The 20,459-nt window shown below is 61.6% G+C and carries 14 protein-coding genes and 2 pseudogenes; 10 read left to right on the top strand and 6 right to left on the bottom strand.

The genetic code is table 11. The features are described from left to right. Positions 1-539: 539 nt before the first annotated feature. The 3 genes from AC0L3P_RS21930 to AC0L3P_RS21920 all read right to left on the bottom strand — a co-directional run bounded on the left by AC0L3P_RS21930 (position 540) and on the right by AC0L3P_RS21920 (position 4,449). Positions 540-941: a hypothetical protein gene (locus tag AC0L3P_RS21930; protein WP_473304940.1), complete on the bottom strand. Its 402-nt coding sequence runs from the start codon at positions 939-941 to the stop codon at positions 540-542. Between the two features lie 225 nt (positions 942-1,166). Then, positions 1,167-2,591 (bottom strand): methyl-accepting chemotaxis protein, encoded by a 1,425-nt coding sequence (locus AC0L3P_RS21925; RefSeq protein WP_275174280.1) that lies wholly within the window; start codon positions 2,589-2,591, stop codon positions 1,167-1,169. Between the two features lie 109 nt (positions 2,592-2,700). Then, positions 2,701-4,449, bottom strand: coding sequence for a methyl-accepting chemotaxis protein (locus AC0L3P_RS21920; protein WP_473304938.1), 1,749 nt, complete (start codon positions 4,447-4,449; stop codon positions 2,701-2,703). A 205-nt stretch (positions 4,450-4,654) separates the two neighbouring features. On the opposite strand from AC0L3P_RS21920, the gene AC0L3P_RS21915 reads away from it, so the two are divergent. From AC0L3P_RS21915 to AC0L3P_RS21885, 7 genes and pseudogenes are all read left to right on the top strand, one after another. Further along, positions 4,655-5,401 (top strand): YebC/PmpR family DNA-binding transcriptional regulator, encoded by a 747-nt coding sequence (locus AC0L3P_RS21915; RefSeq protein ID WP_275174278.1) that lies wholly within the window; start codon positions 4,655-4,657, stop codon positions 5,399-5,401. A gap of 70 nt (positions 5,402-5,471) precedes the next feature. After that, positions 5,472-5,999, top strand: coding sequence for a crossover junction endodeoxyribonuclease RuvC (ruvC, locus tag AC0L3P_RS21910; RefSeq protein WP_007599969.1), 528 nt, complete (start codon positions 5,472-5,474; stop codon positions 5,997-5,999). Beyond that, positions 5,996-6,613: a Holliday junction branch migration protein RuvA gene (ruvA, locus tag AC0L3P_RS21905; RefSeq protein ID WP_473304932.1), complete on the top strand. Its 618-nt coding sequence runs from the start codon at positions 5,996-5,998 to the stop codon at positions 6,611-6,613. Before ruvC ends, ruvA begins: the two co-directional genes overlap by 4 nt. Next, positions 6,610-7,140 (top strand): hypothetical protein, encoded by a 531-nt coding sequence (locus AC0L3P_RS21900; RefSeq protein ID WP_473304928.1) that lies wholly within the window; start codon positions 6,610-6,612, stop codon positions 7,138-7,140. The genes ruvA and AC0L3P_RS21900 overlap by 4 nt, the downstream gene beginning before the upstream one ends. Further along, on the top strand, positions 7,137-8,189 hold the full coding sequence (gene ruvB, locus AC0L3P_RS21895) for a Holliday junction branch migration DNA helicase RuvB (protein ID WP_354063120.1): 1,053 nt from the start codon (positions 7,137-7,139) through the stop codon (positions 8,187-8,189). Before AC0L3P_RS21900 ends, ruvB begins: the two co-directional genes overlap by 4 nt. Before the next feature lie 129 nt (positions 8,190-8,318). Beyond that, on the top strand, positions 8,319-9,236 hold the full coding sequence (locus AC0L3P_RS21890; RefSeq protein WP_473304925.1) for a metallophosphoesterase: 918 nt from the start codon (positions 8,319-8,321) through the stop codon (positions 9,234-9,236). 69 nt (positions 9,237-9,305) lie between these two features. Next, positions 9,306-9,386, top strand: a pseudogene (locus AC0L3P_RS21885) (acyl-CoA thioester hydrolase); the annotation flags it as partial. On the opposite strand, the gene AC0L3P_RS21880 reads toward AC0L3P_RS21885, so the two are convergent. Both AC0L3P_RS21880 and AC0L3P_RS21875 read right to left on the bottom strand, forming a co-directional pair. After that, on the bottom strand, positions 9,368-11,071 hold the full coding sequence (locus AC0L3P_RS21880; RefSeq protein WP_473304922.1) for a recombinase family protein: 1,704 nt from the start codon (positions 11,069-11,071) through the stop codon (positions 9,368-9,370). The pseudogene AC0L3P_RS21885 and the gene AC0L3P_RS21880 sit on opposite strands and share 19 nt — an antisense overlap. A 736-nt stretch (positions 11,072-11,807) precedes the next feature. Continuing rightward, positions 11,808-11,968, bottom strand: a pseudogene (locus AC0L3P_RS21875) (IS256 family transposase); the annotation flags it as partial. Between the two features lie 195 nt (positions 11,969-12,163). On the opposite strand from AC0L3P_RS21875, the gene AC0L3P_RS21870 reads away from it, so the two are divergent. Then, a complete protein-coding gene (locus AC0L3P_RS21870; protein WP_473304920.1) occupies positions 12,164-12,856 on the top strand; it encodes an RNA-dependent RNA polymerase family protein in 693 nt (230 codons plus the stop codon). A gap of 588 nt (positions 12,857-13,444) precedes the next feature. Then, positions 13,445-16,549: an efflux RND transporter permease subunit gene (locus AC0L3P_RS21865; RefSeq protein WP_473304916.1), complete on the top strand. Its 3,105-nt coding sequence runs from the start codon at positions 13,445-13,447 to the stop codon at positions 16,547-16,549. A gap of 1,374 nt (positions 16,550-17,923) precedes the next feature. Here the strand turns inward: AC0L3P_RS21865 and queD are convergent. Continuing rightward, on the bottom strand, positions 17,924-18,283 hold the full coding sequence (queD, locus tag AC0L3P_RS21860; protein WP_473304992.1) for a 6-carboxytetrahydropterin synthase QueD: 360 nt from the start codon (positions 18,281-18,283) through the stop codon (positions 17,924-17,926). Between the two features lie 706 nt (positions 18,284-18,989). Here queD and AC0L3P_RS21855 point away from each other — a divergent pair. Then, on the top strand, positions 18,990-20,408 hold the full coding sequence (locus AC0L3P_RS21855) for an MATE family efflux transporter (protein WP_473304914.1): 1,419 nt from the start codon (positions 18,990-18,992) through the stop codon (positions 20,406-20,408). The last annotated feature ends 51 nt before the right edge of the window (positions 20,409-20,459 follow it).

Genomic DNA, 20,459 nt, shown 5'->3' with positions numbered 1-20,459 from the left:
GACCGCCACGGCCACCACGCCGCCAGCGGACGCGCCCAAGTCGGGCACAGAACGCCGCCAGGAGCGGCGCAGCGGTCGAACCGAGCGGCGACAGGAACGCCGGACCGGCCGCACAGAGCGGCGCCAAGAGAGGCGTACAGGACGTGACGAGCGACGGGACGCTCGCGACGGCACCCCGGCTGCCACGACGACCACAGAGCAGAAAAAGTAGGCCGTTCATCGGCAAAGCACAGCGACCGGGCCGCCTCAACGGAGGCCCGGAAGGCCCTACAGCGCCGCTAGCGCCGGGCCACCAGACAGCTGCCGAGCCCCTATCGTATCCAGCCTGAAAAACGATCTTATTCATCTTGCGCCGGAGCTTCTCAACGAGGGCGCGCAGGTCGTCAATGTGTTCGGCAAGTAGCTGCCGCGCCTGCTCTATACGTGATTGTTTCCGCTCCGGCGCGTCGTTGCCCGCAGGGCGTTCGTCAGGATCGTCCATTCTCCTTAATACGCGGCGTACCGGAAAAAGATTTTATCAAAATAGGTAACAGCGTGCCCTAAATAGAGGCGCTGCGGTCTGCCCTATCCGCAGCCTCCAGTATCGCGAGCTGGCTCGCGAGGCCGGTAAAACTGCGGGATATATTCTTCAGGATGTTCACTGTTCGCTCGGGTGTGCCGGGTTTGGCGGCCTTGCATCTGAACGCAGCGGCAAATTCCAGGCAAGCTGCGGCCGTGGGCATCGCAGCAGGTCCGGTGCCGCCGACTGCTGGTCGATGCAGAAGTTCTTGAGATGCAGCCATCTGTGCGCGTGAGCGTTTTATCTGCTGCTGCACGGCGCCCGTTGCGTGCGGATGCTCGTCAAGTGTGCTGCGGTGGCTTTCTTCGAGGTCCTTGCCGGGGAAATAGCGCATGCTGTTCTTCGCCCTCTGCACGGATTGGATGAACGCAAATAGTTTCACCCCTCATGATCCTCTGCAAGGAGCGCGTGTGACTTTCGGAATAATAGCACTCTACGCCTGTTTTGCCCGACGGCGCAACGCCGCACGAGGCGCCTGAACCGGCGGATTCATCAGGCGCTTAACCTATTGATTCTGCTCACCCCGGCTACTGTGCATGGGGTTGTTTTCGAGGTTTTTGATTCAGGGAGGCCATTCGTCGCCGCCGTAAGCGCGTCGCGGCGACCGTCAGTTTTGTCGAAAGCCCATCCGGAAGGCGCCCCAGTGCTTGCCGCGGATCATGATCGGCGAAGACAGATCCTTCATCAGCACGAACTGACCGCCGCCCATGTCGCGGCGATAGGTCTGGAGCAGGAACGGCTTGGTATTGGCCGCGACCTTCTGCACCGCGCGATCTGTGAACAGGCGCCGGTTGCGGCAATTGGCGTTATTCCAGACCGGGTCCTTGCCCTGCGGCAGGCGGTAGTTCGGGTTGTGGGTCGGCAGATAGCCGCCCTTGGCCCAGGCGACGCAGAACACGATGCGGGGATCGGATTTCTGAATCGGATCCTGGATCGCGGGCAGCACGCGGTCGGTGAACTCGACATAGTCAGTGTTGTATTGCTTGGGATCGGTGCCGGGGATTTCCCGATAGTTCTCATCCATGAACTGGTCGAGCGTGATCTCGCCGCGGCCGATGGCGGCTTCGAACTCGTCGGAGATCCGCTTGGCGGTCTCGACGACAAGGCGGATCAGCGGCGCATCGGATGTCTCGACGCCGCTGTCGGCGATCAGCGCGATCAGGCCTTCAGACGTGTCGAGCAGTTTGGTCACGCGCTGATCGGCGTTCTTGAGATCGCGCGACGAGAGGTCGACGCCCTTGGCGAGTTCGTTGAGCTCGCTGATGACGGTGTCGCAATGTCCGAGATTGGAGGTCGCCGCGCGCGTGACGCTGCCGATCTCCGCTTCCACGGAGGCGAAGCCCTGCTGGACCCGCGAGATGATGCCGGAGATCCGCTGGGCGCCTTCGCCGGCGGTCTTCGCGCGCTGCGAGGCATCGCTGCTCTCGCCGATCAGGCCTTCGATCTGGCCGTCGAGATCGCGCACGGTGTCGGAGATCTGGTGTGTGGCTTGGCGGGTGGCTTCCGCGAGGTTCTTGACCTCGCTTGCGACCACCGCAAAGCCGCGGCCGGCATTGCCGGCGCGTGCCGCCTCGATGGTGGCGTTGAGCGCGAGCAGATTGGTCTGCTTCGCGATAGCCTCGATCGAGCCGGACACTTTGGCGACTTGTGCCAGCGCGGAGCCGACGGCGCTCAGTCGCGCCTCGATCCGCTCCACCGCCGCGACGAGCTCGGAAATGTGGCTCACCGCGGCGTCGACGGCGCCGCGCGACTGCGCGATCTCGCCGACCGCTGCTGACGTGGTCGTTTGCACCGCCTGTGACGCATTGGCGATGTCGTGATTGGCCGACACCATCGTCTCGGCGGTTTCCTGGAGATGATGGAACCGTTCCGACTGGTTCGCGACGCGGTTTGCGACTTCCTGGACGTTGCCGGCGATGTCGGCGAGTTCCACGCCGAGGCCGCCGATGCGGTCGGCGAGCTGATCGATCAGCCGTTCGGCAAGCGTTCGGTTGGAGCCGGTGTCCAGTACTGCAAGTTGTACGACGGACATGTCTTGAGAGTCCTCCAGTCAGAGCCGTTCGCCGGCTCTCCGCGGCATTCCCATTCCAATTCCGGTCTTAAGAGGTGATTCGCGCGTTGGCGTCTTGCCTGAGCGCGCACTAGAGCTTGTAGGCCGTCCTGAATCCGCCCCAGTGCCGGCCTTGCACGCGGATCGGAACGTCGATCTCGCGCATCATCACCGTATTTCCGTTGCCCATGTCGCGTGCATAGCTCTGGACCAGATACGAGCGCAGGTTGCGCGCGGCAGCCAACCCCGCCGGATCGTTGAACATCCGCCGGTTGCGGCTGTTGGCCGTGTTCCAGGCGGCATCGCCCGGCCGCTGCGGATGCGAATAGATCCTGTTGTGCACCGGCAGGAAGCCGTTGCGATCGACCATGGCGCAGAACGCCAAGCGCGGGTCCTTTGCCAGAAAGGCCTCCTGGAACGCCGGCAGCGCGCGGTCGGCCCAGTCCAGATATCTGGTGCGGTACTGCTGCGGATTGGTTCCGGCGATTTCGGCATAATCGGTGTCGAACAGGTCATCGATCTTCACCTCGCCGCGGGCAACCGCCTGCTCGAAGATCGCGGTCAGCGCGTTGCCCGCTTCCATGGCGCGGGTCACGAACTCGGTGTTTTCTTCGTGGATCGACCAGAGCCGGTCCTCGACCTTCTCGCTGAGCGCGGCATCGGGATTGACGAATTGCGCGCGGGCGCCGGCCTTGGATTGCTCGACCACGCGCAGGCGGCACGCCCCGACGCCTTCGAGGGTGCCTTCGATCATGGCTTGCGATGCAAGGCGGCCCGCGTCGGCGCCGCCGATCAGCACGCCGTCCATCGAAATCTCGTAGACTGGCAGCACTCCGCGTGCGGTTTCGAGCTTGAGATGGCAGGGCAGCCGCTCGGTCTTGCGGCGGTCGTCGTGCTCGCTCTGGCGGAGCAGCACGGCGCAGCGCGATTTCAGTTTCTGTGCGAAGGCGGTCACGGCCTTGCCTGCGCTGGCGACGTTCTCGCCGTGGTTCTCGGCCGCCTTGGTCGCAGCATCGATCTCGGCTGCGCTTTCGCCGACCGAGATGATGAACTCCGACGCGCTTGTCGCGTTGCCGGAGACTTCGCTGGTGGTGGCGTTCTGTTCGGCGACCGCGCCGTTGACGGTCTCGAACACCGGGCGGATGGCCTCGATCGCCTGCGAGATGCGGTGCACCGCGTCCGCGGAGCCGGCAGCGTCGCGCTGCAGCGCGTCGATCTTCTTGGTGATTTCCTCCGTCGCGCCCTGGGTCTGCACCGCAAGTGCCTTGACCTCGGTGGCGACGACCGCAAAGCCTCTTCCCGCAGCGCCCGCGCGCGCGGCCTCGATGGTCGAGTTGAGCGCGAGCAGCGTCGTCTGCCGCGCGATCTGTGCGATCAGATTGACGACGTTCCCGATGGCGGCCGAGGATTCGCGCAGGCGATCGACATTGGCGCGGGCTTCCTGCGCCGCGGCGCTGGCCTCGTCGGCGAGCTTGCCGGCCTCGCGAACCTGCGCCCCGATGCCCAGCGCCGACTGGGTGAATTTGTCGGCGGCATGGGCGAAGGTGGAGGCGTTCGATTGCGCGGCGTTGGTCCGGCCGGTCAGGGCGTCGGTGCGGTCGCGAATGGCGGCCAGCGTCGTGGCGGTCGCCTCGGCGCCGCCGGCCACCGAATTGGCGGCGCGCTCGAGCTGGCGAATCATGGCGCCCAGCTCGAGTTCCAGCAGTTCCAGGATTTCCTTGGCCGAATCGCTTTCGACGGTCGCCGCAGGCTCGGAATTGGCCACGGGCTGCGCAGCCTGCGGGGCAGCCGCAGTTGAAGCCATGTCCGGCAGACGCTTCCGAAATAGTCCGAATGCCATCAGGTCTCTCTTGTCGGGGGACGGTCGGACGCTATTTTCGCAGGCTGGAATGAAATCAGGGTTAACGATGCCTGACATCTAGGCACGGTCCAGTACGGTGTTACCTTAAAGTCGTAGAGCCTCTTTCTTTCCAGTGGGGGGGCGGCCTATAAGGCCGCGCTTCCCACGCTCACCTTGGCGCACGAGTCCCTAGAGAAGATCACGCATGGCCGGACATTCCCAATTCAAGAACATCATGCACCGCAAGGGGCGGCAGGATGCCCAGAAGTCGAAACTGTTCGGCAAGCTGGCGCGGGAAATCACCGTCGCGGCCAAGCTGGGGACGCCCGACCCCAACATGAACCCGCGCCTGCGTGCGGCCATCATCGCGGCGCGCCAGGAGAACATGCCGAAGGACAATATCGAGCGCGCCGTCAAGAAGGCGCTCGGCAGCGACGGCGAGAATTATGACGAGATCCGCTACGAGGGTTACGGCCCCGGCGGCGTTGCCGTCATCGTCGAGGCGCTGACCGACAATCGCAACCGCGCGGCTTCCGACATCCGCTCCTTCTTCACCAAGTCCGGCGGCAATCTCGGCGAAACCGGCTCGGTCTCCTTCATGTTCGACCGAACCGGCATCGTCGAATACGACCGCAGCGTCGCCTCCGACGATGCGGTTCTGGATGCCGCGATCGAGGCCGGCGCCGACGACGTGATCTCGAGCGAAGGCGGCCATGAGATCTACGCCTCGACCGAAGGCTATCGCGACGTCGCCAAGGCGCTGGAGGCCAAGTTCGGCGAGCCGCGTAAGGCCGCGCTGATCTGGAAGCCGCAGAACACCGTCGCGGTCGACGACGAGACCGGCGAGAAGCTGTTGAAGCTGATGGACCTGCTCAACGAGCACGACGACGTCCAGCACGTCTACGCCAATTTCGAGGTGTCGGACGCGCTGCTGGCGAAGATGGGCGGGTAGGGGCCACTTCCCCTGTTACTTCCGTTCTGTTTCTGTTTCCCCCACGGCAGCCAGCCGCTATCACTGGCCCATGACGACGCTCCCGATTCGTGGCCCCGTTCGCATCATCGGCATCGACCCTGGCCTGCGCCGCACCGGTTGGGGCGTGATCGAGGCCGAGGGCAACCGCCTGATCTACGTCGCTTGCGGCTCGGTGGAGCCGCCGGACGATTTGCCGCTGGCGAGCCGGCTGCTCGCGATCCATGAGGGGCTCGCCGCCGTCCTGTCCGGTCACAAGCCGATGGAAGCCGCGGTCGAGCAGACTTTCGTCAACAAGGACGGCGTCGCGACGCTGAAGCTCGGCCAGGCCCGCGGCGTCGCCATGCTCGCGCCCGCGATGTTCGGCATCAGTGTTGCCGAATACGCGCCGAACCAGGTGAAAAAGACGGTGGTCGGCGCCGGCCACGCCGACAAGCAGCAGATCGCGATGATGCTCAAGATTTTGCTGCCGAAAGCCGATCCGCCGTCCGCGGACGCCGCCGACGCGCTCGCTATCGCCATCACCCACGCCCATCATCGCCAGAGCACCGCGCTGCGGCTGAAGGTGGCTGGGTTATGATCGGCAAGCTCAAGGGCCTGATCGATTCCTACGGCGAGGATTTCGTCATCCTCGACGTCGGCGGTGTCGGTTATCAGGTGCACTGCTCGACGCGCACGCTGCAGCATCTGCCCTCGCCGGGCGAGGCCGCCGTGCTGTCGATCGAGACCTATGTTCGCGAGGACCAGATCAAGCTGTTCGGCTTCCGCAGCGACCAGGAGCGCGAATGGTTTCGCCTGCTCCAGACCGTGCAGGGCGTCGGCGCCAAGGTCGCGCTCGCCGTGCTCGGCACGCTGCAGCCGTCCGACCTCGCCAACGCGATCGCGTTGCGCGACAAGGCTGCGGTGGCGCGCACGCCCGGTGTCGGCCCCAAGGTCGCCGAGCGCATCGTCACCGAACTGAAGGACAAGGCGCCGGCATTCGCCAATGTCGATCCGGCGGTCGTGCATCTCGCCGGCGCCGTCGACGATCAGCGCGCGCCGCGGCCCGTGGCGGACGCGATCTCCGCGCTGGTCAATCTCGGCTACGGCCAGCCGCAAGCTGCCGCCGCGATCGCATCGGCCTCGCGTAGCGCGGGCGAGAGCGCCGGGACCGCGCAGCTCATCCGGCTGGGCCTGAAGGAGCTGTCGAAGTGAGTGCGGCCCGCGCCCATCCCGCCGCCTTTGTTTTTCGTCGCCTTTGGCGCGTGGCCGGCATCGTCGTGATCTTCTCCGTTGTGGGGCCGCTGACGGTCGCCGCGCTGGTCTCGGTGATGGTGACGACGCTCGGTGCCGCGGTGCTGCAGATGTTTCTTGCGCTCCTCGAACTGGAGGCACTGCGCACCCTGGTTTCGGTCGCGGTCGTGCTGCTGGCCATCGCCACGATTCTCGCCTCGTTCCTTCCTGCAGTCGCCGCCGGCTTGATCTTCGCACTGGCTGCGGTCTACGCCGACCTCAACATGATCTGGATGGCGTGGCTCGCCGCAGCCGTGGCCGCCGCCGGCTTCGTCGGGTTTGGCATGTTCGTTGTTCCTGCCGAAACTTCGGCGGTGATCTTGCCGAGTGTCCGTTCCGTGCCTGAGGCGCTGAAGCTTTCCGCCATGCTCGCCATCGTCGCTGTCATCCCGGCCAGCCTGTGCTGGTGGCTCGCGAAACCGCTGCATCGTGTTATCCTGCCCGCATGAGCACGCCTCCCCGCATGGTCACCCCCGAGCGCCGCAGCGATGATGTCGGCGACACTGCGCTGCGCCCGCAATCGCTGTCCGACTTCGTCGGCCAGCAGCAGGCGCGCAAGAATCTGTCCATCTTCATCGAGGCGGCGCGCAAGCGCGGCGAGGCGCTGGATCACGTGCTGTTCGTCGGTCCCCCCGGTCTCGGCAAGACCACGCTGGCACAGATCGTGGCCAAGGAGCTCGGCGTCGGCTTTCGTGCCACGTCGGGCCCGGTGATCGCCAAGGCCGGCGATCTCGCGGCGCTGCTCACCAATCTCGAAGAGCGCGATGTGCTGTTCATTGACGAGATCCATCGCCTGAGCCCGGCGGTGGAAGAAGTGCTCTATCCCGCGATGGAGGATTTCCAGCTCGACCTCATCATCGGCGAGGGCCCGGCGGCGCGCTCGGTGAAGATCGAGCTATCGAAATTCACCCTTGTCGGCGCCACCACCCGCGCCGGCCTGCTCACCAATCCCTTGCGCGACCGCTTCGGCATTCCGATCCGGTTGAATTTCTACACGATCGAAGAGCTTGAGAGTATCGTCACCCGGGGCGCCCGCGTGCTCAACGTCGGCATGAGCGCGGATGGCGCCAACGAGATCGCGCGCCGCGCCCGTGGCACGCCGCGTATCGCCGGCCGGCTGTTGCGCCGCGTGCGCGATTTCGCCTCGGCGGCTGATGCCGACAGGATTGATCGCAAGATTGCCGACCACGCGCTGAGTGCGCTCGAGGTCGACGCCGCCGGCCTCGATGCCATGGACCGCCGCTATCTCACGACCATCGCGCAGAACTATGGCGGCGGCCCGGTCGGCGTCGAGACGATGGCCGCCGCGTTGTCCGAGCCGCGCGATGCGATTGAGGACATCATCGAGCCCTATCTGATCCAGTGCGGCTATCTGCAGCGCACCCCGCGCGGCCGCCTGCTCACCTCGCACGCCTTCCGCCACCTCGGCATCAGCGAGCCCTCGCGCGATGCGGCGGCGCAGTTCGGCCTGTTCGGCACCGACGAGAGCGACGACTGATCTGCGCAAGTGCAGACTGCTCGGGCCGTCATGAATTTCCAGTCATCTCGTGCAGAGGGTCTGCACAAACGCACCCCATTTCCGCTCCAATAGGGTCGCATCAACAAGCCGCATCACGATCGGGCTGCCATGATCACGCGCCGTCATTTCTTCCGTTCCATCGGCGGCCTGTCCGCCCTTGGCGTCTCGACCGCGGCCTATGGCGTCGGCGTCGAGCCGATGCTTCGGCTTCGGGTCACCCGCTATCATCCAACCCCGCGGCAATGGCCGGCGGATTTCCCGCTGAAGATCGCCGTGATCGCCGACATCCATGCCTGCGATCCCTGGATGTCGCTGGAGCGGATCGAGGCAATCGTCGATCGCACCAACGCGCTGAACGCGGATATCATCGTGCTGCTCGGCGACTATGTCGCCGGCCTGCACCAGGTCACGCGTGTCATTCCGGCGAGCGAATGGGCCAAGGTGCTGGCCGGCCTGAAAGCGCCGCTCGGCGTCCATGCCGTCATGGGCAATCACGATTATTGGGACGACAGGACCGTGCAGCAGGTGGGGCACGGGGCGACGGTCGCGCATCGCGCGCTGGAGGCGGCCGGCATTCCCGTCTACGAGAACGACGTCGTGCGGCTCACCAAGGACGGCCGCGCGTTCTGGCTCGCCGGCCTCGGCGATCAGCTTGCCTTTCTGCCGGCGCGACGCTTCCGGAGCACGGGGCGCTTCGGCGCCGACGATCTCGACGCGACGCTTGCCAAGGTCACCGACGATGCGCCGATCATCCTGCTCGCGCATGAGCCCAATATCGCGCCGCGCGTGCCTGCCCGCGTCGCGTTGCAACTGTCCGGGCACACCCATGGCGGTCAGGTCCGTCTGCTCGGCTGGTCGCCGGCGGTTCCGCCGCAGCACGGCCTCCGGCTCGCCTATGGTCATGTCCGGCTGAAATGCGACGTCATCATCTCCGGCGGCCTCGGTTGCAGCATCATGCCGCTCCGCGTCGGCGTGCCGCCTGAGATCGTCGAAGTGACGCTGGGGCGGGGGCCGTTGGTCGTCTAGCCACGCTTGCGCAGCCGGCCGTTTTTGCGCAAAACGGGTTGGTGACCGCAATGCGAAGAGGCTAGCGACGTGACAGCTCATCTCGACGGCGAGATCCGCGACGGCCGCCACCATATGCAGGTCCGCGTCTACTACGAGGACACGGATTTCCCTGACTTGCCATTGTCGTAGTATGCAAACGTGCTGATCTCTCGCTCCTTGCTGCGGTTTTCGGGAAAAAGGTTCCTTCCGTAAAGCGCGGAGCTATTCAGGTAGGGCGTATATTCGTAGGGCATCCGCTTGCGAACCGGATGCACTACTATGCATTCAATCAAGTTGCGGAAGGCAATGCGAGTTTCGATCGCCTTCGGATTGGTTTTGAGCGCGGTGATAAGCCTTCTAACCTCCGAGGAGTATCGGTCACTGAATTTCGGGCGATCGAAGCCAACTATATTTTCGCCGCCACCGCCCAGCAGCCGCAAGCGCTCTTCAACGCTTTCCCGCTCCAGGTCGCACTCATCGATCCGCTTGAGCAATTCGTCCGGCTTGCGGCGGCTATTTGCGATGGCATAAGAGAGGCGTTCGATCTCGGTAGTCAATACGCGGCGTCGACGCTCTAGCTTATTGTGTTCGCTGCCATTGTTCCGATCGTTTTTGCGCTCCTCCTTCCAAGAACGCATCGCCTCTTCAATGGCTTTCGGCGAAAGCAATTTCACCTGGATTTTTTCGGAGGCATCCTCGAGCAGAACGTCCATATCAAAGCTACGGGTGTGCTCGCAGGTGCCCCGCTGATGCGCGCTCGCGCATGCCGCGCGCGGCGCACCGTTACGCGAGGATTGAGCGATTCGCATATGGCCAATGCAGACGCCACACCGGAGCACACCGGCAAGCGGGTGCTCATTGTTGCGCGGACTCACGGCGCGACGCCGCGGCTGGCCAGTCGGTCCGAACATAGACACCGCGCGCACCCTACGAACCTTCTGCGCTAGATCCCAGAGCCCTTGCGGAACGATCCGCAGCTCTGGCTTTTTGACGATAATGTGGCGTTCAGCTGGATTGCGGCGCTTCTGTTTCTTCTGCGTCTCTGGGTTAAGAATTGTCGAGCGAACGTTCCAATGTATCTCGCCGATGTAGAGTTCGTTGCCGATAATGCCGCGACCATGCCGACCGCCTGTGATGCACTGATGGTTCCAGGTGGTGCGACCCGCCTTGTTCTTGTGACGAGTTGCCCCTGGTGAGGGCACGCCTTCGCGGGTGAGGTCAGCGGCGATAGTTCGGGTCGAGCGGCCCGCTGCATATTCTTTGAAGATGCGGAGCACAATCTTTGCTTCGTTCTCATCGATTACGCGCTCGCCGGGCGCGCCCGGCCTTGGCCGATAACCATAGGCGTATGAGCCCGGAATTCTTCCGTTCGCAACAGCGTTGTCATGGCCGCGCCGAACCTTTTCGGCGAGCTGCGGCTTGTAAATCGTGTTGTACAGACTTGCGATGCTAATGTCAGTGGCGGTCGCGTAGACTCCTTTCTGATCCATCAGCTCAACGCCGTTGAACTCGAAAACCTGCTTGAGACGCTGGATGGTTGCGGGATCGCGCGACAAGCGGTCGAAATGCTCAACGACGACTACGTCAAACTGCCGGCTTCGCACACCGTTGAGCAAGCGCTGATAGCCGTCCCGCGCACCTTCGGTAAGACCAGATTTTGCGGCATCCACAAACTCGCCGACGACATCGAGGTTGTTGCGCAATGCGACCTTGCGGCAGAGTAACAGCTGACCGTCAATCGAGCTCGCCTTTTGCATGTCGCTCGAATAGCGCGCGTATATTACGGCCGTTTTCTTCGATGACGGTGTCGTCATGCCGGTCCTCTATCGGCTGCCCCGAGCCATGATTTTCATCCCGTGCGATCTGACGGCCGATGGAGCGCGCCAACTCAAACCAGATTTCCTCATTGTCCGGATTATCCCAGCTCTGAGGATGGGAGGGGGCAAGCGGTCGAATGGTCGCTCGTTGTCTTCGGAAAGATCGGATGCGGGTAGGCATTTGCAAACTCGCGAGCGGAAGCTAGCGTAAATTTCCGCGCTGCGCTACGGCCAAGCCGCAGCGATTACTCGCAACGCGTCCCTCATGCTGGCTTCGGCAGCGTCGAATGAAAATGAAATTCGTCAAGTGCCGCAGCGTGCGTGAGGGCATTCCTGGCGATGAGGCGCGTAGTCCAGAGCAGAAATGCTAAGCAAAGCGGAGTAAAAATACTGGCGGCGGCGTAAGTTTGTTATCGGGTGCGGGTGCGGGTGCGGGTGCCCGGTGCGTAGGAGCCGTCCTCGGTTCCCCACATATTGTAGTGGCTGCCGCAGAGCCCCGGCGAACTGTAACGTTCAGCCCAGACGCGGTGGTCCGACCCCAAGGACCCTTCGATGATTGGGTCTTTTCTTATTCCGCTTGACTGATCTTGCGTCGAGGCTCCAAGAGCCAGCAATCGCGTCTTCGTGAGCTCCGCAGTAGGGCGCGAAAAGCACTGTCAGAAATACTCGTGTTCCTCAGCATGCTGTAACTGGCGCTCGGGCAACCGGTTCGCCGGCAAGAGGGCCGGGCCGGTCAGCTGGCGGCCGGAAGGCTGACGCTCGAATCATCGCTCAAAGGCGCGATGGTTTCTAGCGTCATGTAACGGGCGCGCTGGACGGCCCATTGTCGTTCTGTTCGAGCAGGACCGCTCCAATGAGGCGAACCATGGCCTCCTCGTTGGGGAACATGCCGACCATATGTCCAAACCGGTTCACAGCCTTGCTGCACCACATCGAGAAAGACGCTCTGCTTCGGGCGTTTCGACGACAAAAGCCCGCAGGCCGGCGCGGAGGTCGATGGGATAAGGGAGGCAAAGTACGAAGAGGGGCTCACGGACCAATCCGCGATCTCTGCGCACGGGTCCACACTGTCCCTACCGGCTACAGCCGGTGCGGCGCGTCTACATCCCCAACCCGACGGGGGTAGGCGGCCTCTCGGTGTGCCGGCCGCTAGAGGACAAGATCGTCCAAAGCGCGGTGGCCGAGGTGTTGAGCGCCGCCTATGAGCTCGAATTCCTCGGGTTCTCCTACGGCTTCCGGCCGGGGCGGGATCCTCAGATGGAGCTTGATGCCCTCGATCCGGCTTTCATGACATATCCAGTGTCTTCGATTCGGTCGACCACGAGTGGCTGCTGCGGATGGTGGCGCACAGGATTGCCGATCCTCGTATCCTGCAGCTCATCGAGATGCGGCTGCGAGCTGGCGTTCGTGAGAGCGGCGAGAAGCAAGACACACGCCGCAAAGGGCAGGATCAGTCCGCTCCTTTCTAACATCTTCCTGCATTACCTCCTCGATCGCTGGGTCGACCACTGGAGCGGTCGCCATGCACGCGGTCGCGTTGTGACCGTGCGCTTTGCGCACGACTTCGTCATCGGCTTCGAGAGCAAGGCAGATGCCCAGGAAATGCTCTTGGCCCTCAATGCGCGACTGGCCGGCGCTCCATGCGGACAAAACCCGGTTGATCGAGTTTGGCGCGGTTCGCGGCCTCCCGCGTCAGCCGCGCAGCGAGCGGTGGCCGAGACCTTCGCCTTCCTGGGGTTCACTTACTTTGCGGGCGGACCCGAGATGGCCGGTTCATCGTGAAGCACAAGACCGAAGGGAAACGCCTGTGCTCTCGAGCAACATCACAAGTCTCGCGCGGCTCATGCGGGCGTCGCTCGTCGACAAACGTTGGTATAGGTTATGCAACCCGTTCTATATCCCCCGCTTACCTCTGTAGAGTTGAGCTGCCCGTCGGCTTGTCTGTAGTTTCAGCGTCGAAGCTGGACCGTCCGAAGGGTGGGGCGGCGCGAAATCCTAAGCTGAGTTGATAAGTGTGCTGCAAGGCATTGCTGCCATTGAGGCGTGGGACGAGGTTAAATGGAAATACGTCAGCCCACTTCCGCGTTGGAGGTCCATCAGCACATTGTGTGCTCCCTCCAGAAGCAAGACCCAGTGATCTTGGACATCGGCTGCTACGACGGAGCTGACTCTTTACATTGTCTGCGGCTTTGCCCAGAGGCTCAGCTCTACTGGTTCGAGCCGGCCCCCCCGGGGCGGTTGCTAGCTTAAGAGAAACATGGGACTCTACCCTGAGAAGGTGCCCCTAGCCACAGTCGCCGCGTTGATGACTGTTGCTGTAGCCTGGCTTACTGGCGAATTTCCGTCAGTCTCTTGAATGCGAGCATCGCGATGGCATTTACCGAGCTCTTCATCAAACGTCCGATATTGTCTATCGTCGTCAGTCTCCTGATCCTGCTGACCGGCATTGGTGCGGCCACCGTTTTGCGAATCCGGCAGTATCCTAAGCTGACCAACACGGTCGTCAATATCACAACCTCTTATCCTGGCGCCTCCGCCGACATGATCCAGGGGTTCATCACCACGCCCCTTGAGCAAGCGCTCGCTTCGGCCGAAGGCGTTGATTACATTACGTCCTCCTCGGTGCTCGGTGCCTCGACGATCCAGGTCTATATCAAGCTCAATTTCGAGCCCAACGAGGCGCTCACTGAAGTGCTCTCCAAGGTCAACTCGGTCAAATATTTAATCCCTAAGGAATCGAACGATCCGGTCGTCACCAAATCTGCCGGTCAGACCACAGCTGTCATGTATATCGCCTTCTCCAGCGAAGAACTGACGGCCAGCGCGATCTCCGACTATCTCTCGCGCGTGGTGCAACCGATTATGTCAACTGTAGACGGCGTCGCAGCGGCAGACATCCTCGGCGGCCAGAGTTTTGCGATGCGGTTATGGCTCGATCCGGCGAGAATGGCGGGCCACGGCGTGTCGCCAGCTGATGTTTCGGCTGCAATCGCGGCCAACAACTTCCAGGCTGCGGCCGGCCAGACTAAGGGCTATTTCACTCTCTCCGACGTCACGGTAAACACTGATCTGCGGAGTGTTGATGAATTCAAGCGCATGATCGTCAAAGCCAATGACGGCGGCTTTGTGCGCATGGAGGACATCGCGACAGTCGAGCTTGCGGCGCAGAGCACAAACGCCAGCGTCGCGATGAACGGCGAACACGCTATCTTCGTCGCCGTGCAGGCGAGCCCAGAAGGTAATCCACTGAACATAGCGCGAGGCGTTCGGGCACTGCTTCCAGAAATGAAGCGCAGCCTGCCGCCATCGCTGAAGATGGAAGTGGCCTACGACTCCACCAAGTTCATCCAATCATCGATAGACGAGGTGGAGAAGACGCTCCTTGAGGCGGTCGCGATCGTGGTGTTGGTGATCTTCCTGTTCCTGGCCTCCTTACGGTCTGTCATCATTCCGGTCGTCACCATTCCGCTGTCCATTATTGGCGTCTGCAGTATGATGCTGGCGCTGGGGTTCTCATTCAATCTGCTGACCCTCCTTGCGATGGTGCTTGCGATCGGCCTTGTGGTTGATGACGCAATTGTCGTGGTGGAGAACGTTCATCGCCATATGGAAGAAGGTGCGTCGCCCGCGCAGGCCGCTACGAACGGCGCGGGCGAGATCGTCGGCCCCGTCCTCTCCATGACGATTACGTTGGCCGCCGTGTACGCGCCCATCGGCTTTCTCGGCGGCCTCACCGGCGCGCTGTTCCGCGAATTCGCGTTTACACTGGCGGGTTCGGTGATCGTGTCGGGCGTGATCGCGTTGACGCTGTCGCCCATGATGTGCGCGGTCTTCCTGAAGAGCGCTGAAGAGGGGCGGTTTGCAAAGTTTGTGAATCGTGTGTTCAGCGCCATGACGCGCTGGTACGGCCGCAAGCTCGACCGCTCGCTCGACTATCGCCCGATTACCGGGCTGTTTGCGCTGACCATGCTGGGCCTCGTCGCCTTTCTGTATATGCACACTTCCAAGGAACTCGCACCCGAGGAGGATCAGGGCATCGTATTCGCACTGACAAAAGCGCCGAAATACGCCAATATTGATTACCTGGATTATTACGGCGCCAAGCTCGACAAGGCACTCCAGAAGTTTCCCGAGACGGATTTTCGCTTCGTGCTCAACGGCATCAGCGGTCCGCAGGGCGGCATGGCCGGGATGTTGCTTAAGCCTTGGGCCGAGCGCAAGCGCTCATCGATCGCGCTGAAATCGCTGGTCCAGGCCGAGCTGTCCAAACTGGAAGGCATCAACGCATTTGCCTTTAGCTTGCCGCCGCTTCCGGGCGGTTCGGGCGGCTTACCAGTGCAGATGGTGATCAAGTCGACGCTCGGTTTCCAGTACATCTACGAGCAGATGTCGGAGCTGAAGGATGCCGCGCGCAAGAGCGGTCTGTTCATGGTCAGCGACTCTGACCTTGAGTTCAACCAGCCGGGGGTGCGAATCAAGGTCGATCGATCCAAGGCGAGCGACCTTGGCATCACCATGCAGAACGTCGGTAGCGCGCTCGCGACCCTCCTTGGCGGAAACTACGTCAATCGCTTCAACCTGCAGGGCCGCTCCTACGAAGTGATCCCGCAGGTGCCGCGCGAGAAACGCCTGACGCCGGAATCACTTGGGAGCTATTATGTCAAGACAGCGGCGGGCTCGATGCTGCCGCTATCGACCGTGGTCTCCATCGAGACTGCGACCAATCCGAACGCACTCACCCACTACAACCAGCTCAACTCCGCGACCTTCCAAGCCGTACCGATGCCCGGCGTCACGATCGGTCAGGCTGTGGACTTCCTCGACGTCGAGGCAATGAAACTGCCCGCAGAGTTCAGTCACGACTTCCTCGGGGACGCCCGTCAATATGTGCAGGAGGGTAACAAACTAGTCATCACCTTTGCGTTTGCACTCATCGTCATTTTCTTGGTGCTTGCGGCGCAGTTCGAAAGTCTGCGCGATCCCCTCATCATCATGTTCAGCGTTCCCATGGCAATCGCCGGCGCCTTAATCCCGCTATTCTTTGGCTTGGCGACGATGAACATCTACACCCAAATCGGACTGTTGACATTGGCTGGGCTGATATCCAAGCACGGTATTCTGATGGTCCAGTTCGCCAATCAGCTGCAGCTCAAGGAGAGACTCGATTCCCGCTCGGCCATCGAGATGGCGGCGCGCGTCCGCCTCCGCCCAATCTTGATGACCACCGCGGCGATGGTCACGGGCCTCTTACCTTTGTTGACCGCAACTGGTGCTGGCGCCGCGAGCCGCTTCTCGATCGGGCTCGTGGTCGTCGCGGGCATGTCCATCGGCACGCTGTTCACGCTTTTCGTGCTGCCGGCGCTCTATGTCGCGATCGCGTCGGATCACCGCGCCGACGCGAGTTCCGATCACGTCCAGAACGCCGCCGAGCTCGCCTTCATCCGAGCATCCGATGCCCACCTGGCCAAGCGATGATCCTAACGATCAACTCGGGTTTGCTCGATCGCGCCGTTAGCGTAGCGGCGCTGCTCGCCGACCGCGGTAACTTGATCGCACTGGGTGCCTGCAGTTCATGGCGGCGGACAGGAAGGATGATCCGCGGCTGCTGCGCTTCGTCTCGATCTACTGCTTGCCCGAGGTGAAGGACTACATCGCGACCAAATACGGCCGCTTCATTGTGCAGATGTGGTGAGCGACGGATGCCTGGGAGGGTTTCACGGTCCCTTGCGCGTCCGGAGCTTCAAGCCGGTGGTGCGAAGCTTGGGGGGAATCATGTGTTCGGCGAAGAGCGCGTCGCGGATCCGTTTCTGCTCCGACAGGCGGATGCTGTTGTTACCTGACCGAGCAGGCCACCGCCACGTGATTTGCCGGACATCACGGCAGCATAACTCGCAGGATTGATGTCGCCCGGGACAGGGACAGAATCCATGTTCCCCGAATGGGTGGCGTACCCATTTTTCAATTGGTTCTTGGTGGAGAATTATTCACTTCCTGACCGCGCTGCAATTGCTGTCTGAAAAGAGACCGCTGATTTGCTGCAGGCTTAGATAGTTGCCAAGAAATTCAATCCCCGCCAATTTTGGGCGCGAAACGAGCCGGCCAAGACGCGATAGTCCGGCGATTACTCGAGCGCGGCCGCCATTTCGGCTAAGGTTTGGGGATCGGAGGCTCCCGGGATGAACCCGCGGTCGGTGCGGGCCTGACTGCACTCTATCGGATGCGGCGGGGCGAGGCATCGGTTCCTGTGGACAGCTGTTCGCCCGGTTTACGTCCGCAGCTATTGGTTGGGTGGAAATAACCAGTCGGCCAAGGGATGCATCCGTGACCAGTCAGCGCGGACGCTCGAGTCCGGCACCTCGCCAGCTTCAATTGAGGCTTCGCCCCTCGAAGTGTCGAGCGGGGGGTATTGACGGCGATGTCTATGGCACGCTCGCGCACATGCGGGCTTGCGCGATCTTGCATCAACCCGTGCTCCTCGCATTGGCGGCTAGCGCCGACCTGCTGCAGCACCAAGTCGCCCAGCCGCAGCGTCCGGAATGGCGGGTCGTCTCGCCGGTACAATCAGCATCGAATTCGCTCCTGAGGACGAATCCCTCAGATCGTTCCGCGGTTAGCACAACGCGGGATTCCGAATCGTTTGGCCGGAAGCTTTTCGAATGCGGTCACGTGATGGGTGTCCGCATAGCCAAACCGGGCGCTCCGGTCGGATCCAAGGGCTCTTCTGTGAGCGCGGAAATCTGGCCGCGGGCGTGGCGGATGAAGAGCCGAATCGCAGATCGAGCAAGTCCGCTTCTGAGCCGAAGAACGACAGGCGCGCCGCATCGACACACTCCTAAATCAGCGCTGAATTCAGCGATCGGGCCCGTCATATTCCGCCCAACTATCCGTCGTCTCGTACACCCTCACGCTCGAGAGTTGGGCGAGGCGCGGTTTCGCGTGCTCCCAGATCCAGATGGCGATATTTTCCGCCGTCGGATTTTCCAGTCCCGGGACGTCGTTCAGGCAATGGTGATCGAGCTTTTTTATAAGGCCAAACGCTTCCTCCATGTTGAAGAAATCCATTACGAATCCGGTGTGCGGATCGACGGCCCCGTTCAGCACGACCTCGACGCGATAGGAATGACCATGCACCCGATGACAGCGATGTGTCTGCGGGACGTTTGGAAGTCGGTGCGCTGCCTCGAACTTAAATGCTTGGGATATCTTCATGTGATGCCGAGTGTTTGTGGGACTGCACGCTGAGCCGCCATTTCGGCTGAGCCAGGCAGTACGAGATAGCCCGCCGCTCGACGGCGTCAGGGCGGTCTTTCGATCGAAGCAGAAATTGTTCAAGCCACGCTCATCGAACCGGTCTGGCAGGCTGCCGGTTGCGGCCACACGAATTTTCAGTTCGTGTCCGCGAGTGACGGCCAGCGCGGCGCGATTTACTGACGCAAATCCAGTCACTACGCTGGCCGGGGCCGGCAGCCTGCCGTTCGTCTCGATCGCGCTGAGGAACCCGATGTCGTGTAAAGATTGCAGGACATCATCGAACCACCACAGTGGTTCTGAGCACGTTCATTGCTTGTGCCATGCAGATGATGGAGCGTCTACTACAAGATCCGGTAGATGCCAAAACCAACTTGAGGCTCTAGGGTCTGGCCGCGTTTCCCCGCCGATCATCATCCCGAGAAGTGAACGCAACCGGCACGATGCTCAACCAAAGGGCGGAACGGCACAATATGACTAGCAGAACCTGGGGGCTACCCTCGAACACCTCAGTCAGTATTCGCTACAACTGACGGGAGGCGTATGCCCAGGCAAAAATCAGCTTTGAAAACGTCAACCTATCCAGCCGATCACGGCGTGCCAGAGCAGATCCAGAGAGGATTGCGCTGAGTACGCCATCGTCGAATTTGGAAAAGTTCACTCGCCCGTGAATGGACCGAATACAGAATTCGCCCTCGACAGCAAGCGCAATGTGATGCCAAAGAAAAAACAGCACGTCGATCTATCGGACCAGAATCTCTTGAGTCTTATCCTGCGGCTCGCCATTCCGTCTGTTGTTGGATTATCGATCCATGCGCTGCAGCAGGTCGTCAACGCGATCATTGTTGGCGCCCTAGGCGCCCAGGCGATCGCAGCTGTTAGCATGACCTTGCCGATCGTGGTCCTGCTCGCCGCAGCCGGACAGGGAATCGGTGTTGGGGCAGCGTCGTTCATATCTCGTCATCTGGGCGCTCGTGAGTACCTAGAAGCGAGTCGAGGCGCAAGCACGGCACTCGCGCTCGCCGCTCCGATCGGTATCATAGTCACCCTCACTCTGCTTCCAAATCTGCCAGGGATATTTGCAACGCTCGGAGCAACCCCAACCATCATGCCCGTGGCGCTCGACTACGCGGGAACGGTTTTGTTGGGGTACACCCCGATGCTACTAAATACCGTCAGCGGGTTCATTGTAAGAGCCGAAGGCTATACACGATTTAGCATGTGGGTGATGATGACCGCGTTTATCCTGAACGCTGTGCTTGATCCCGTCTTCATATTTTCACTTGACCTTGGCGTGCGAGGCGCAGCCCTCGCAACGCTGGTGTCTCAGATCTCTGCTGTCGGACTGTATATCGCGTTTTTTACGAAGCTTGGCGGGACGGTTCTCGTCAGGATATCTCACATATCATTGCGAGCAGATCGCATCAGACAGATCGCGTTGGTAGGCGCGCCGGCGACAATGACGAGTATCTTATCTGCTCTTGCCGTTATGCTCTTGTACGGAGCTGCTGCGCCGTTCGGCGACGATTCCATCGCCGCGGTTGGAATAGCTGTGCGTATCTTGATGGTCGGCGCACTGCCTATCACCGGGTTCTGTATTGGCGCTCAAGCTATCCTGGGTTTCGGTTGGGGCGCACGCGACTATGCTCATATATTGAGGGCTGCGAAGTTCATGCTCTTCGTGACGATCGCATTCTCGGTGCTGTATTCTGCGGGCGTTGTGATTTTTGCGAGGCCTTTAGTGAGCCTATTTAGCGATAACGAGTACGTCACCGAAATTGCCGTCTCGACCTGCATCGTGTTCCATCTCTTCTTTGGACTGTTTGGGGTGCAGAGTTTCGTGACGGCAATGCTTCAGTCATTTGGGAGAGCGCGCCTCAGTGCAATTGTGTCCTTGGCCAGGCAGGGGTATCTCTTCATACCGGCCGTACTGTTATTCCCGCTGGTAGCGGGTTTTAACGGACTGTTAGCCAGTCAAGCGCTCGCAGAGCTTGGCGCCGGAATAATCGCTCTCATCGTCATGTTCAACCAGTTCGGCGAGCTCAGACGAGCGCTCCGGCACGGTCCTCAAGAGCGATCGGGATAGCGGGTTGAGCTGAGAACGGATATGATCGAGGCACAGATCATTGGGCGCTAG

It is taken from the genome of Bradyrhizobium sp. WSM4874 (genome assembly GCF_055811835.1).
This window is presented reverse-complemented; position numbering and strand designations above follow the sequence as displayed.

Bases quoted from the DNA above. Each gene is read 5' to 3' on its own strand.
- AC0L3P_RS21925 (WP_275174280.1), bottom strand. From the start codon at position 2,591: ATGTCCGTCGTACAACTTGCAGTACTGGACACCGGCTCCAACCGAACG.
- AC0L3P_RS21920 (WP_473304938.1), bottom strand. From the start codon at position 4,449: ATGGCATTCGGACTATTTCGGAAGCGTCTGCCGGACATGGCTTCAACT.
- AC0L3P_RS21915 (WP_275174278.1), top strand. From the start codon at position 4,655: ATGGCCGGACATTCCCAATTCAAGAACATCATGCACCGCAAGGGGCGG.
- ruvC (WP_007599969.1), top strand. From the start codon at position 5,472: ATGACGACGCTCCCGATTCGTGGCCCCGTTCGCATCATCGGCATCGAC.
- ruvA (WP_473304932.1), top strand. From the start codon at position 5,996: ATGATCGGCAAGCTCAAGGGCCTGATCGATTCCTACGGCGAGGATTTC.
- ruvB (WP_354063120.1), top strand. From the start codon at position 7,137: ATGAGCACGCCTCCCCGCATGGTCACCCCCGAGCGCCGCAGCGATGAT.
- AC0L3P_RS21890 (WP_473304925.1), top strand. From the start codon at position 8,319: ATGATCACGCGCCGTCATTTCTTCCGTTCCATCGGCGGCCTGTCCGCC.
- AC0L3P_RS21880 (WP_473304922.1), bottom strand. From the start codon at position 11,071: ATGACGACACCGTCATCGAAGAAAACGGCCGTAATATACGCGCGCTAT.
- AC0L3P_RS21865 (WP_473304916.1), top strand. From the start codon at position 13,445: ATGGCATTTACCGAGCTCTTCATCAAACGTCCGATATTGTCTATCGTC.
- queD (WP_473304992.1), bottom strand. From the start codon at position 18,283: ATGAAGATATCCCAAGCATTTAAGTTCGAGGCAGCGCACCGACTTCCA.